This window comes from Mucilaginibacter sp. UYP27 (assembly GCF_040547175.1).
GTDB lineage: Bacteria > Bacteroidota > Bacteroidia > Sphingobacteriales > Sphingobacteriaceae > Mucilaginibacter.
Window position 1 is genome coordinate 26,476 of the sequence record NZ_JBEPPE010000007.1, and the last position, 13,247, is coordinate 39,722.

12 protein-coding genes are annotated in these 13,247 nt (G+C 39.9%); 1 reads left to right on the plus strand and 11 read right to left on the minus strand.

Annotation, left to right across the window (positions count from 1 at the left end):
- Nucleotide 1 precedes the first annotated feature (1 nt).
- The 3 genes from ABIB39_RS18455 to ABIB39_RS18465 all read right to left on the minus strand — a co-directional run bounded on the left by ABIB39_RS18455 (nt 2) and on the right by ABIB39_RS18465 (nt 5,735).
- On the minus strand, nt 2-2,161 hold the full coding sequence (locus ABIB39_RS18455; RefSeq protein WP_354431656.1) for a DGQHR domain-containing protein: 2,160 nt from the start codon (nt 2,159-2,161) through the stop codon (nt 2-4).
- Between the two features lie 8 nt (nt 2,162-2,169).
- A complete protein-coding gene (locus ABIB39_RS18460) occupies nt 2,170-3,366 on the minus strand; it encodes a DNA adenine methylase (RefSeq protein ID WP_354431657.1) in 1,197 nt (398 codons plus the stop codon).
- 68 nt (nt 3,367-3,434) lie between these two features.
- Nucleotides 3,435-5,735, minus strand: a complete 2,301-nt coding sequence (locus ABIB39_RS18465; protein ID WP_354431658.1) for a DGQHR domain-containing protein — start codon at nt 5,733-5,735, stop codon at nt 3,435-3,437.
- 145 nt (nt 5,736-5,880) lie between these two features.
- Between ABIB39_RS18465 and ABIB39_RS18470 the strand changes: the two genes are divergently transcribed.
- The gene (locus ABIB39_RS18470) at nt 5,881-6,783 is read left to right on the plus strand and encodes an SIR2 family protein (protein ID WP_354431659.1); all 903 of its coding nucleotides are present in this window, start codon (nt 5,881-5,883) and stop codon (nt 6,781-6,783) included.
- A gap of 219 nt (nt 6,784-7,002) precedes the next feature.
- Here the strand turns inward: ABIB39_RS18470 and ABIB39_RS18475 are convergent, their stop codons facing one another.
- The 8 genes from ABIB39_RS18475 to ABIB39_RS18510 form a co-directional block, all read right to left on the minus strand.
- Nucleotides 7,003-7,995, minus strand: a complete 993-nt coding sequence (locus tag ABIB39_RS18475; protein WP_354431660.1) for a saccharopine dehydrogenase family protein — start codon at nt 7,993-7,995, stop codon at nt 7,003-7,005.
- A gap of 1 nt (nt 7,996) precedes the next feature.
- Entirely contained in the window at nt 7,997-8,326 is a 330-nt protein-coding gene (locus ABIB39_RS18480; RefSeq protein WP_354431661.1) for a nucleoside triphosphate pyrophosphohydrolase family protein, read from the minus strand.
- 142 nt (nt 8,327-8,468) lie between these two features.
- Complete coding sequence (locus ABIB39_RS18485) at nt 8,469-9,047, minus strand: TetR/AcrR family transcriptional regulator (RefSeq protein ID WP_354431662.1); 579 nt, start codon at nt 9,045-9,047, stop codon at nt 8,469-8,471.
- Between the two features lie 212 nt (nt 9,048-9,259).
- Nucleotides 9,260-9,730, minus strand: coding sequence for a nuclear transport factor 2 family protein (locus ABIB39_RS18490; RefSeq protein ID WP_354431663.1), 471 nt, complete (start codon nt 9,728-9,730; stop codon nt 9,260-9,262).
- 84 nt (nt 9,731-9,814) lie between these two features.
- A complete protein-coding gene (locus tag ABIB39_RS18495; protein ID WP_354431664.1) occupies nt 9,815-10,717 on the minus strand; it encodes a helix-turn-helix domain-containing protein in 903 nt (300 codons plus the stop codon).
- A 102-nt stretch (nt 10,718-10,819) separates the two neighbouring features.
- Entirely contained in the window at nt 10,820-11,176 is a 357-nt protein-coding gene (locus ABIB39_RS18500; RefSeq protein WP_354431665.1) for a nuclear transport factor 2 family protein, read from the minus strand.
- A gap of 8 nt (nt 11,177-11,184) precedes the next feature.
- The gene (locus tag ABIB39_RS18505; protein WP_354431667.1) at nt 11,185-12,102 is read right to left on the minus strand and encodes a helix-turn-helix domain-containing protein; all 918 of its coding nucleotides are present in this window, start codon (nt 12,100-12,102) and stop codon (nt 11,185-11,187) included.
- A complete protein-coding gene (locus ABIB39_RS18510; protein WP_354431668.1) occupies nt 12,099-12,920 on the minus strand; it encodes an SDR family oxidoreductase in 822 nt (273 codons plus the stop codon). The genes ABIB39_RS18505 and ABIB39_RS18510 overlap by 4 nt, the downstream gene beginning before the upstream one ends.
- Nucleotides 12,921-13,247 lie beyond the last annotated feature (327 nt).

Sequence of the window (13,247 nt, forward strand, 5' to 3'; positions counted from 1 at the left end):
ATTATTGATTGGCTAATTGATTGGCATATTTAGTAACCAACTGATCTTTCGATTTTTGCAGGTTTTTAAGAATTTCCCGCCAAAATTCACCATAGCCGCTACTTCCTTTATAGCGCATCTGATATTCTTTTTCAGCTTCCATCTGGAAATTAGCAGATGATGTCCTCCAATCCACTTCAGCGATTGAGTTTGTTAAATCTCCGATAAGTTTTTTTAGTTTCCTGTTACTTTCAAACAACTGCAATGCTTTGCTAATATTCTCGTTGGATATGCTTTGTTCGTCCAAATCACCCTCCCAAATAAACGAGTTGAAGTCTATATCACCATATTTCGCTGCCGTGTAGAAAAAATCATTCGCGAATAGCATTACACCACGAACCCCTTGATCCCTTGACAAAAACGTGTTCTTACCCACAAATGCAAGATCATCATTTTTTTGATCTTCAAATAAGGCCGCTTGTTTTTCATCGTTTCGTAAAGCAATAGCCCAAGGCTTATCACAGCTTCTAATCTCTTTAGCGATATAACGCCACAGTAAAATAATAAAGGCAGCCTGCTGCGCTCTATTCCAGTCTATGATTTTGTAGTTTTCATTTAATTTATCGCTGTAGAGCCCTGCAGTTCTTTTGAAAAATGAATTAACTAAGGTGCGAATAAATGCTGCCTGGCTCATTGTCGGCCCACCCGCTTCCCCAATCATATTAATACGTTGATACCATGGGCTTCCTTCAAATAACCACAATGCTTCTACGATTTCCTGTGCGCGTGTTTCCCTATATGCAAGTAACCCGTCTTTTGAATTTTCCAACCAAGTCTGTGTCCTTAACAAAGGATATAAATCGAAACCTAAACTGGTATTTATTTTAACAGGCTTTATATTTATGGTATAAAATAAATAGGCCTGCCAGGCGCGATCTAGGTCAAAAAAGGCTATTACCGGAAATTCATAATTGCCACTTAACGATTGGTTTTCGTTAAAAGCCCAAAGTCTGTGCTGACCATCAATAATTTCAATTGGTTTTAAACTTGGATTCCACTCTGTATTGTCAAATATATGGTCAGGTATAACCAGCCTTGGCATTATGCCGTTTCCATCCTTGATCGATAGTTGATCCTTTTCATCCAACGTTCTGCCGTTTCTATTTTGACCAGGCCCAATGATGTTAGCAATAATGGCGGTAGGCAACAAACCAGGCATTTTCAGGTCAATATTTTCAGTGAGTTTTTGCTCTTGTTTGGAAATAGTTGACCAGGGAAACCCACCTTCGATATATTTTCTGATCTCACCCACACGCTGATCATTTTTATCACGTTGAACTAGAATATCATCTCCACGATTGCCATCCGGTTTTCGTCTGTGAACATCTGATAGCTTTTTAAGTAAGCGAGCATCAATGTTAAACATGTAAAAAAATGGTTTCGGTTTACTTCGCAGTGGCGATTTAAAATCAATATCGTCCCAGTCATTCATCCATTGATGAACTTTTAACATCGGAATCTCTTTGTAAATTTTAAGTTGGGAGAACTGAAATATTTCCTCTTCCACATTAAGCCCTGTGCCACCTACCCATTTTTCAAACTGAGGTTTAGTTAATCCTAATGCCTGAACAAAATCATATTGAAAACAAGCATTGGCCAGACTTGATATATCTTCAATTTCAGAAGGGGAAAATCCAATACGGAGTAATCGGTTTGTATATAATTCGCGAGCCAATAAACCAACCTCTCCGTTTTCAAACAAAGGCGAAAAGTTAAAAGGTACAATGTTTTCTTTTCTATAGTTTTCGAGTGATGCGCCAGCTATAACCAAGGCACTTCTTATGTTAGTACCCTCTTTTCCATTGTCAACTTGGAATGTACCAGACATTTCACCTTTTTCGGCATATTTTTCAGCAAATTTTTTGATAACCGCATAATTGGTTGTAAGCGCAGCTATCAAAGAAAACAATCTGACTTGTTTTGGATATTGATAGAGCTTAATCCAGTAATCTGGTAAAGGATCTCCCAGTTGCCTTAAACCTAACACGGACAACAGTACGGATTTTTCAAACTTCTCCTGGCCTGAAAGATAATTTTCAATAGTTTCGTTGCAAATAATTTCAATCATTTGAACAGTGTAATACTTCGTCCAGGAAGTTTTTAATTTACCAGTATCTTTCATGACAGGTATTATTTTCTTCTAAAGTTTATTGAATATTCGACAACCCCTTGCTGCCTAATGTCGCTTCTTCCCATTTTACTATGTATATGCTCTTTTTCCAAAACATCAAGTTCATAAGTGTTTTTAAAGACAGTCTTTGCTATCTTTTTCACATCTTCAAGCGTGATCATACCGGTATCACTATAACTTAATACTAAATGCGATTTCTTATCGGCGATACCCTGAAATAAATTACTAAATGCGCTATTAACCGTTGTCTTCTTGCAAAAAGGAGACTGATGACGGTCTTCCCTATAGCGTCCTTTGTAATGGACTTTGGGGTAGTCATATCGTACCAGTGTTTCGAGTGCATGATAAAACCTTGAATAATGTACCGACTGGTAGGGGGGGTCGGCATACACGATGGAGCCCTTTTTTATTATTCTTAAACAGTCGAGGTAATCAAGCGTTGAAATCTTATGATCCAATTCTGATTCGCCTATAGTAAGCACCAACTCATCAAATTTTTTCTCAAAATAAGACCATATGTCCCTATTCCGGTAACTTAATATATCTTGCATGTTATCCGTCGTGGCGTCCCGATACTGTGCATAGTGGCCGGTACTTGGCGAATTGTAAGACATGGAAAATATTAAAGAGGATAGTATAGCGTAATATTCCGGTTTTCCCGCATAAATTTCAGCTACAGCCCGTATGGAGTCAATCCATAAACACTGTTCGAACGACCAATAAGTGCCAGAATAATTTTTAACAAACAAATGAAAGCCGATATTAAACTCGTCGTGAAGGAGGTTTTGTTGCTGTGCCTCCAATTTATTCAGTTCGTCTAAGGTTTGTATCGTACCATAGTTGTAGACATGCTGAGGATATTTAACTTTGAATTCATTAACCTTCTTTAAGCATTTTTCTTGTATTTCTTTTATCGTAATTCCTGCAATTCCTTTTAAATTGCTGAAATAGGTATGCGAAAAGATTGAAGAATATAATTGAATATCGTTTGCATGAACATTGTAGATATTTTTTAACGAACCTGAAACTACGCTCGTACCGGCAAACAAGTCGCAAATCCAGTTGCTGTCAGCATTCAATTCCCTAATCGAATCCGTAACAAATTCAATAATCTCTCTTTTTGACCCCATATACTTTAGTAAATGAGGCATTTTATCTATCACTACAGGCGTATCCTTTAATTGAGTTGTTACCATTAGGTGTTTTATAATTAAATCGCGAAGTTAATGGCAATAATCTATTTAAGTCAATTACTTGATATTAATTAATCTTGTGTAGTTTCTTCCTCCACCGGACTGATAATCTGCATACCCAACCACTCATTTAAGGCGGTTAACTTTTGGTAATGATCAATACTTACCGTTTTTCCAGAAGATGCATGCGCGACAATCCGCCTAATTTCATTGATAAAATCCAACCATTCCGTTCTTTTATCCTTGCCACCCTTACCGTAACCGAACTTTTTTTCGAAAATCTCCCAATTGTCGTGTATGATTTTTTTATAGTCTAAAAGATCAAAATAGTACTCTTTACCACCGCGCTTATTTTTATCCTCTTCCATGCGATTGGACACTTTGGTTCTAATCCCCTGTGGTATGCCTTCATACCACCACACCTCATCCTCAGTCCCTATATTAAATTTCAACTCGTCAATAATATTATTTTGAAGGGCGACCTCCATTTGATCAATAATTTCCTTTGCGTTCTTATTGGTTTGTTGTTTTTGCAGGTTTTGCCATTCATCCAAGCCATCAGGATTAAATTCAGGCATGACATTACGCATCCCGACTTGGCACTGCATCGTTCTATAGGTTAAACCTTGAATACCCCGCAAGTCCCTAAATGATTTACGTTGGCCCTCCGTCAAGCTGGCAAGATATTGGCCCAATGCGACGCCATATGGTTTTATAATATCGGCTAATTCTTGATCTGTATAAGTGACTAGCTTTAGCCCTTTTTTTTCCAGGAGATCAAAGAGGATCCTTAAAACTGAATAAATTGTAGCAACGCCGTCATTCATAGAAAAACCGCCACCGGGCGCTGAGCCCAAATCCCACCAAGCCCTGTTTAGGGCAACGACTTCGCTTAGCCAAAAGTTAAGTATGAACGTTGCACGTTTTAAAGTGTCCAAATTATTGCCTGCCCATAACGGCCCGTACTCCAATACATTTCCTCCACGCTCTTTAGCGATAAAAAAGCCCTTCTTTTCAATTTGGTCAAATAAGCTTTTAAGTGTAATGCACCGGATATTATCTTTTATTCCATCTGTGGTTTGTATCCGATTAAATAGAATTGACCCTGGCATATTATTCAAATCCTGAATGCACTTTGATATAATCGCGCTCACTCGATCTGAAAGTTTATCAGAATCCCAATGCAACTCTGCAAATAACTCCTGTAAAAGAGATTGCTTGACACTTTTCTGTTTAGCATTGATGTCGATAAAAAGTTCCGCCTGCTTGCTCGGCTTTAGGCCTTCAAATGCCATTACGGACAATTTACTTTTATGGGATTTTGGGTGACCAGAATAAGCGTAAAGCCGATGTTGCCCATCGATGATCCAAGCAGATTTATAAGCAGCTTTAATATCCAGCCAACCTAATATACCAGCGTTTATTTCATCGTCTTGTTCCCCTTCCTGTTTTATACGCTGAAAATTTAGTCTGCTTTTGTCAATATTAAGAATGATGTTCGTTGGGAAAATTCCATCGTCCGTCAGATAGTCTCTTATTTTATTTAACCGGGATTTAGTAAGCATACGCTGATAGGTATTGATATCAGATGCTTTCCCTTTTGAGCGGTGAGATACGTATGCGATTTTAAGTAAAAACTCCGGCGAAATGGAAAATGAGTAACAATTATTACCGCCCATTTTGCTTTTAATCGCAGGTATTTTGATAGATAGCCCAGGGATTTCCTTGCCGGGCAACATGTCAGACAAGATTTGATATTTCGCGGCCGGTCCTAAATGATTGACCAAGTTTTCGTAATAGGTCAGATCCACATCATCAAACAAAATTACGTTAGCCTGTTTTGCACGTTCCTTGTCATTATCATTTAAGATCGCTTTACTTAAAAACATAATAAAAACAGGTTGCTTTTTCACACCATCATTAGAAAAATGATTTCTTATAGATTTAATAAAAGGGTCTTTTATTTGGGAAAATTTGCCTAGTTCCTCCTGGAACTGAATACGTTTTTTATAGTCTGCTGAAGATTTGCATTCAATAGCAATGGCTACTTCCCGGTCAATAGCTACGATATCAATTTGGGATTTTGGTGAAGAGGTTTCTTTGGCGTTTATTATTAGCTGTGCGCCGCCCTCTGCTGATAGCTGTCGAAACCCCATTTTATAAAACATATTCCAAACGCGGTCCTCTAGTAAATATGAATGCTGTTTATTTCTTTTGACCTGAACAGTTTTATTTAATTTTTTATACAGTTCCCACCCCTGATCGATGTATTGTTGCAAGTCGGCCGGGTGAATTGTTTTTACTTCAAATAAACGGCCCTTTAGACGGGCAAGCCCTGTTAAATTAGCAATATCCTTTATATTTTCAATCATGACGAAGCAAAAGTGTAGGTTTAGGGGCTGAACAGGTTTCGTCCCGTTGTTGCCCTAATTAATAAAAGGTTAAGTTAAAAATTATTGTTAGTAAATTGTTTATTTAATAAGTTATATCGTGTAATTTCTTTCTAAATTAAATCAAGTGGTAAGTTTTTTTATCGGTGCAGGATTTTCAAAATGGTCAGCAGATTTGCCTCTGGTGCATCAGCTTTTCGATTTTAATATTTCAGAAATACGAAGTGGGGATAGAAAATGGCACGATAAATTATATAGTGAAAAAGAGACATGGCAACGTAGTCATCCCAATGAGAATAATGAAGCCTTCATATCTCACATCATAAGCGACAAAGGACCGAGGCTAAATAACTACCTTTCAAAATATATAGCCAGGAGACTATCTGAACCCTTTTTATGTTCTACCCTTGGCAGTATCCAAACATTTATGTTTGACGATAAGAAAATCAAATCATTAGATAGTATAAAAAAAGCCAAAAGTTTTTTTGGATTATATGAGATGATGGAAATTGGAGGCATAATTACTACGAATTATGACTTAGTTTTAGAATATGCTTTTGGTACGTCAGGGTTTCGTTATGGCCGACGGAGTCAAAAAGTTTTAGGCCGGGGTCATAATCCATTGTTTCCATACCAGCACACGCCGGTAAATTTGACAGGTAATATTTTAATTTCAAAAATCCACGGTAGTATTTCATTTGACGGTGCCAATTATTGGAGTAGTGGCATATGCGGCTTAAATGGAAATGCTTTGATTGTTCCGCCGTCCATAGAGAAAAACTTAAATATAGCAGTTCAAGCAGAATGGGAAAATGCCGCAAACGTATTGTCACGATCAAACGAGCTAATTGTATTTGGATTTAATTTTAAACCTTATGATATCGCTGTTTTAGATCTATTAAAGCATAATTCGGGTAATGTGAAGAAAGTTACTATATACGATATTGAATCTAAATTTGAGAAAGCCCGCCAGATATGGACGAGTGCTGAAATTATAGAGATACACATCCAAAACATGACCATCGTCTAAGCAACTTGTAAATCGTGTAAGATCTTCAATTGTTCTATCAAATGGTTCGAATTATGTCCAGTCTAGGGACGATAATTATTTGTTTTCTAATTCAATCAACCGTCCCCAGACTATACATAATTCGAACCATTTTATCGATCAGCTAACGGTAATAAATCAATTTGAAATGACCTAAAGAGATGAGCCCCGACATCGATAGCTTGTGTTAGGAAAAGCAATTTACAAATCAACGATCTTTAAATCGATGAAAGAATCAAGTAAACCTTCACCGTAGGCAGAAGCGGGAGATTGAAAACCTACATTGAATTGCCCTTCAAGCGCAAGGGATACGATCTCAATGGCTGAATTTACTGTCGGCATATACCCGGCAGGCATCTCTGCTATTGACCGGACTACCGTTAAGTCTGCTCCGGTCACTTCTGCAATGATCATACTTATCTCTTCAGGTAAAACGCTTTTCATCTGCAAATTCCCGGCCTCGGGCGTTGCAGCAGGAAGTGCCATTTGAAAATATTCTTCAATATCGGGAATGCCAGTAGATTTGTAACATAGCACCACTCCGCCCAAAGGTGTAGGAAAACATTCTTCAGCGCCGTTGCCGAAATCAAAGGCAGCGGGTGCTGCTTCAATTAGTTTTTCTATGATACCGTTTTTCCGCACCAAAATACCGGCATTTATAATATTGGCACTACTGGCAATGGAACCGGGCGTAAATCCTCCTGCGTATTTAAACGCAGCTCGTAAACGCACCGGATCTTTCACCCGTTTAGCAGTATGTAGAACTAATGGGTCGTAAGTAGCAAATAATCCAGCACCAGACATTAACATGATACCGGCGGCTTTTGCAGCCTCATCCTTAGTTTCAGCGAGGCGGTAAATATCCACTTCTGCGGTAATGTCAAAATAATGAACTTTGTATTTGATGCAGGCTTCCATTGCATGGTCGGCGGTTTCGCTAAACGGACCGGCTATGTTCAGCAATGCCGTTTTACCCTTAAGGCTTACATCCCATCCTGCTGTATCATTTACCGAAAACACATGGTAGTGGACATTCAATTCAGTTGCCAGCGCGGCTAACTTATCTTCATTGCGACCTGCGATCTCAAAATCAAGGCCTCTTCTTGTTGCTTCATGAGCGATCAATGTTCCTGTATGTCCAGTCGCACCATAGATAAGTAATTTACCTTTTTTGGACTTATTTAGTTCTGTCATCTTACTTCTTTAAAAGCTTTTCTGTTTTAGAAAGGAACCCTTCAAGGGCCACACTAATATCAATATCCATCCGGTCGGCCAGGACTATCAGCCACCAGATGCTTTCCCCTAATTTGTGAGATAGTTCTTCGTTTGTTTTGTCTCCTTTTGGCCAGCGCCCTTGCTGGGACATCGTTAATCTGCCAACTAAGCCAGCGTCCGTCAAAAAGGCAAGTGCATCTTCTTCAACCGACCATTTGCTGCCGTGATATTCCAGTTCCAACCGGTGATAAAGTTCCCTTATCTTCTGTGAGCGGGATATAACTTCTTTAAGATCCAATTCGTTGTTCATATTGTTTTTACTTAATGTGTATCGTAATTATCTGATCTGATTTCCACGGTATTCTTTCCTTATTTTAGAACGTTTGCTCCAAAATGAAAGCAAATTATAGACCAAACTGGCCTTTGTATCTGAATTAAATTGGCGAAAGATATTATTGGGAGATCTGATCGATCAGGTATTTGGCCATTTTTTTGATCTTAACAGGATCGTTGTGCAGGATATAAGATTCATGCCAACCGGTAAAGGTATTGATGATGAAATCGGTTACCGTTTCAGCGTCAGTAGTTGCGTTAAGCTCTTTCTGATCAATTGCTTTCTTAACAAGGTCAAACAAAAATTTGTAGGTAAATTCATTGTCTTCCTTTAATATTTGCTGAATAGCCGGATCAGACGCAGCCACTTCAAAGGTCGTTTTAATAGCCAAACAGCTATTATTGCTGTATAAAATGGTATTGGCAGCATCATTAATAAAACCGACGATCGCCTTTAGCGGCGATTTGACTTTGACAGTTTGGGTAATGGCGTCTTTCATTCTGTCCTCAGTATAATTGCGTATACATTTAACAAAAAGCTGGTGTTTGTCACCAATCGTATTGTAGATACTGCTGATGTTGATATTCATCGCATTGGCCAGGTCACGGATAGAAGTACCGCTGTAACCTTTTTTCCAAAAGACCTCCATCGCTTTTTTGACCGCCTGCTCTTCGTTAAACTCTAAGTTCCTTGCCATAATTCTTTGCAAACTTAAAGTTATTTTAGAACACTTGTTCTAAAATAATGTCATTTTCATATTACGATGTTCCAGTTAAGTAAAGAAGTGTCTGTCAAACAAACTGGAGAAGAGGGTATAGCCGAATGTATAAAGCCGCTCACAAAATTTGAAAGCGGCTTTAAGCGTTTAAAATAACCCTGTTGGGTCAATTTACACACTGTCACTCCGCTTTAGATACCGGCGAGTACGGTTGGATCTCCCGTGCGCCAGATATTGTCAACGATGTAGCGTTTGATAACCCAAACCTTATCCTGCCTGATCAATTCAACATCATATCTGTTTTTCATGAGGTAATGACGAGAGTGGTCGTTTGCCGGTAAATGCTGCGCTTCTACCAAAACGTCCATCGATGCTTTGTCTCCATCGATAGCGACTCTCGGGTTGCTTATCGAATGCGAAGTATCAATTTTACTTAGGGAGCCCAAAAGCGCCGCAACGATGGTATCCCTGCCTTCCAACACCGGGTATTCAAACCCGGCTTTTTTCCCGGCTGGCCTGAAATCGGATATGGCATCTGCCGAAAAAGCGGATGCAAGAAGGTCATTATCGCGCAGGTCAAGGCCAGCGGCAAACCGGTAAAGCGCCTCAACAACAGCGTATTTGTCTGCTGTTTCCTGAATATTTATCATGTAATTTTCCATAAATTTATTTGTAAGATTAACTCCACAAATGTCAGTATTACAATACCGGAACAATGGGCATTTTCAAACCAATGATAGGCAAAATCAGGCAACCAGTGTCTTTCGGAACATTGCGGGAGTAGTTCCCCCGTATTTCTTAAAAGATTTGATAAAATGTGATACGTCCTCATAGCCGAGGCACCAGGCGATCTCTACAATGTTCCAGGTTGTATGGATCAGTAATTCCTGCGCGTCCCTTAGCGTACGTTCCGAAATGAGCTGCGAGGTTGTCTTGCCTGTTAGCTTTTTTAACATCCTGTTCAGAGAATTTACATGCATGGACAATTGCTGTGCAAATTCAACGGGATGGCGCAGTGCCATACGTTGAACTGGTGATGTGATTGGAAATTGGTGCTCTAATAGTTCCATGAACCGTTCGGTTACACGCTTAGTGGCATTAGAAGGATGCTCCCGCAGAACAGGAATGGGCCGGAGTTTAATGGCTTTCAATATGAGCTGCATAACTAAGGCGCGGAGCAAGTCGTATTTCAAGTGAAAATCCTGCGCAATTTCCGATGTCATTTGCTGGAACAAATAAGTAAATTCTAATTGTTGCGCATCTGTGAGTAGAATCACAGGCGCGGCATCTACAGAAAATACCTCGTAGGTCCCGATACCAGTAAAGCGTTCGAAAAAATCTTCTGTAAAGACACAGAAGTAACAGGCTTTCTGCACACCCAAATGCTCCATTCCGTATACCACGTCAGGATGCGCAAAAACCAGCGCAGCACCCTCGAATTCGAATGAGTGCTTCTCATCAGATAACCGGTTATGCCCATAATGCAGGCTAATCTTGTAGTAACCGGGTCGGTTATACGGGCGGCAATCAAACAAATCGGCCGGGTCATCTACCTGAAAAACATTGAACCGGTGAATGTCGCGAGCAACCTCATCCTTTAGCCAGCCGGCATGAGTTTTTGAGGAAGCAATGAGATGATTTTGAACCATTGCTGTAGTTTTTAAAGTGCTGCTTGATGATATGCTACACTTGTTTTCTTAATATAGTTGTTTTTTTGGGGCTAATTGGTCTGATTAGTCCGTTCAAAGCGACTAATCCAAATCGGCGTCGATTTGTTCGATTAACCCCGCAGCATTGAAACGGATATCAAGCCACCCGGTTTCATGGCCAAAGTCTCCGGTAAAATCCACTTTAGCCAGTATCTTACCTAGCGCGGTATGTTCAAAAGACAGCAGTTCAGTCTTTGTATGATAGCCGATAAAGAAGGTTGTTATATATCTTTTAATGCCTGATGTACCCTCAAATTTTTCCCCAACGGAAACATCTTCGATTACTGCATCTGCAGCGAAAAGATCCAGTACTGCCCCGGTATCAAACCGGTTGGCCGCTGCTATAAATTGATGAGCAATGTGCTCGAGTTCTGTTTGATTATTGACAATATCTTGCATGGTAAAAGTTAATTTAAAGACTCCCTAAAGTCAAGCGGTGAAAGCTTGATTTTACTTTTAAACAAGCGGTTAAAGGATTGCGGGTGTTCAAAACCTAATTGGTAAGCGACTTCCGCGACAGACAGATCTCCCGTACTTAGCAGTTCTTTAGCTTTATCTATCAATTTAGCATGGATGTGCTGCTGCGTATTTTGACCGGTGAGCGTACGGAGCATATCGCTCAGATAATGAGCCGAAATGTTAAGCGACGCTGCAAGATCATCCACTGCGGGCAAGCCATTGGTTAACGGCTTACCGGTATCAAAGTAATCAGCAAGCAAGCCTTCAAAACGAACCAGCAATTCGCTGCTGGCCGTTTTGCGGGTAATGAACTGCCGGTTATAGTAGCGTTTACTATAGTTAAGCAGCAGTTCCACTTGTGATACCAGTACGTCCTGGCTGATCTGATCGATAGCAGAATCCAGTTCCATTTCGATGTTTTTGAACAAACCGATAATGACCTGTTTTTCTTTTTCCGATAAGTACAAGGCCTCGTTTACAGCGTAAGAGAAGAAGCCATAATTTTTAATGCTTTTCCCCAAAGGGTAAGTCCTGATAAAGTCCGGGTGTAACAGTAAAGTATAACCACTATAATCCGCTTCACCTTCCAACGCTGTAATCACCTGGTTTGGTGAAATAAAAGATAAGCCGCCCTCGTCAAAATCATATTGGCTTTGTCCATATTTGATCTTGCCGCTATAATTCTTTTTATAAGAGATCTTATAAAAATTAAATAACATGCCTTTTTCCAGTTCGGCAGTTTCAACGGGGATGTTATTATAATCCACCAGGTTGATCAGCGGGTGCAGGGGTTTGGGCAGGCCCAATGCCCGGTGCAGTTCCGAGATCGAATTAAAGATGATGGGTTGCTTACTTACGTTCTTCATGCTTGTGGATATGGGCTTGGCAAGTTAAGATATTTTGTCAAACCAATCCGGTAAGCTTCCGGACCTTCGGCCAGACGTTTGGCATAAAGGCGTACCGCATCGTTGCCTGCTGGGTAAGTTAGCTGATCTTTCTCATCTGTAGCTGCCTGGTAAACCACTTCGGCGATCTGCTCCGCTTCAGTGAATTCCATTAAGGTACCATCGGTAAAACTTTCATTCAACTTAGCCAAAGTGGCCGCGTAAGCCTTGTCTTCGGTTACCTGCATAGCTTTCATAAAATCACTTTTGATGCCACCCGGAGCTACGTTTTTAATGCCTATATTGAACTGGGCAAGATCATAGGACAAGCTTTCGGCTAAGCCTTGTACAGCCCATTTAGAAGCGTTGTAAATGGCCGACTGAGGGTTAGACACCAAGCCGCAAAGTGATGTGGTATTAATAAATAAACCTTTGTTACGCTCCTGAAAATATGGAATAAAGGCACGGATAACCGAAAGTGTACCGAAAAAATTGGTATCGAATTGTGCCCGGATCTGTTCTTCGGTATGTGATTCAATTGGGCCGATCAGTCCGTAACCTGCATTATTGAATACTACGTCAATATCGCCCAGTTCCAGTGCGGCTTTAATGGTTTGATTTACCTGTTCGCTCTTAGTAATATCCATCGGTAACAGTTGAATATTGGATAACTGGTTAAGTTCTGTTTCTTTTTCGGGTGTACGCATCGTAGCAATAACCCTCCAGCCATTAGCCTGAAATAGTTTAGCGGTTGCTTTGCCTAATCCGGTCGATGCGCCGGTGATCAAAATAGTTTTCATGTTGTTTCCTTTTGTGTGATACAAAGTTGCGTCATCGCAAAAGGCGGATTGTAACCAAAACGGACGGTGTTGTAACCGAAATGAACATCTTATCGAATGCTAGACAATACCAGGCTATTATTTGATAAATATATCCCTTAACTGGGTTCGAACCACCTATTTAAAATCAGCTATAATTCTAATTTCATCTATAAATTGGTTCGAAAAATGTCCAATAGGGTTCACAGGAAAAAGCCCCTTTAAGAAATTAGAGGGGCTTTTTGTGGCCTGTTTTCCTTTCACCGGGTAATCGTTTACGGTTTGTTGTTGCTAGGCCCAATATCCAAG

Excerpts from the sequence above, each read along its gene's own strand:
- ABIB39_RS18455 (WP_354431656.1), bottom strand. The coding sequence starts at position 2,161 with ATGAAAGATACTGGTAAATTAAAAACTTCCTGGACGAAGTATTACACT.
- ABIB39_RS18460 (WP_354431657.1), bottom strand. The coding sequence starts at position 3,366 with ATGGTAACAACTCAATTAAAGGATACGCCTGTAGTGATAGATAAAATG.
- ABIB39_RS18465 (WP_354431658.1), bottom strand. The coding sequence starts at position 5,735 with ATGATTGAAAATATAAAGGATATTGCTAATTTAACAGGGCTTGCCCGT.
- ABIB39_RS18475 (WP_354431660.1), bottom strand. The coding sequence starts at position 7,995 with ATGACAGAACTAAATAAGTCCAAAAAAGGTAAATTACTTATCTATGGT.
- ABIB39_RS18480 (WP_354431661.1), bottom strand. The coding sequence starts at position 8,326 with ATGAACAACGAATTGGATCTTAAAGAAGTTATATCCCGCTCACAGAAG.
- ABIB39_RS18485 (WP_354431662.1), bottom strand. The coding sequence starts at position 9,047 with ATGGCAAGGAACTTAGAGTTTAACGAAGAGCAGGCGGTCAAAAAAGCG.
- ABIB39_RS18490 (WP_354431663.1), bottom strand. The coding sequence starts at position 9,730 with ATGGAAAATTACATGATAAATATTCAGGAAACAGCAGACAAATACGCT.
- ABIB39_RS18495 (WP_354431664.1), bottom strand. The coding sequence starts at position 10,717 with ATGGTTCAAAATCATCTCATTGCTTCCTCAAAAACTCATGCCGGCTGG.
- ABIB39_RS18500 (WP_354431665.1), bottom strand. The coding sequence starts at position 11,176 with ATGCAAGATATTGTCAATAATCAAACAGAACTCGAGCACATTGCTCAT.
- ABIB39_RS18505 (WP_354431667.1), bottom strand. The coding sequence starts at position 12,102 with ATGAAGAACGTAAGTAAGCAACCCATCATCTTTAATTCGATCTCGGAA.
- ABIB39_RS18510 (WP_354431668.1), bottom strand. The coding sequence starts at position 12,920 with ATGAAAACTATTTTGATCACCGGCGCATCGACCGGATTAGGCAAAGCA.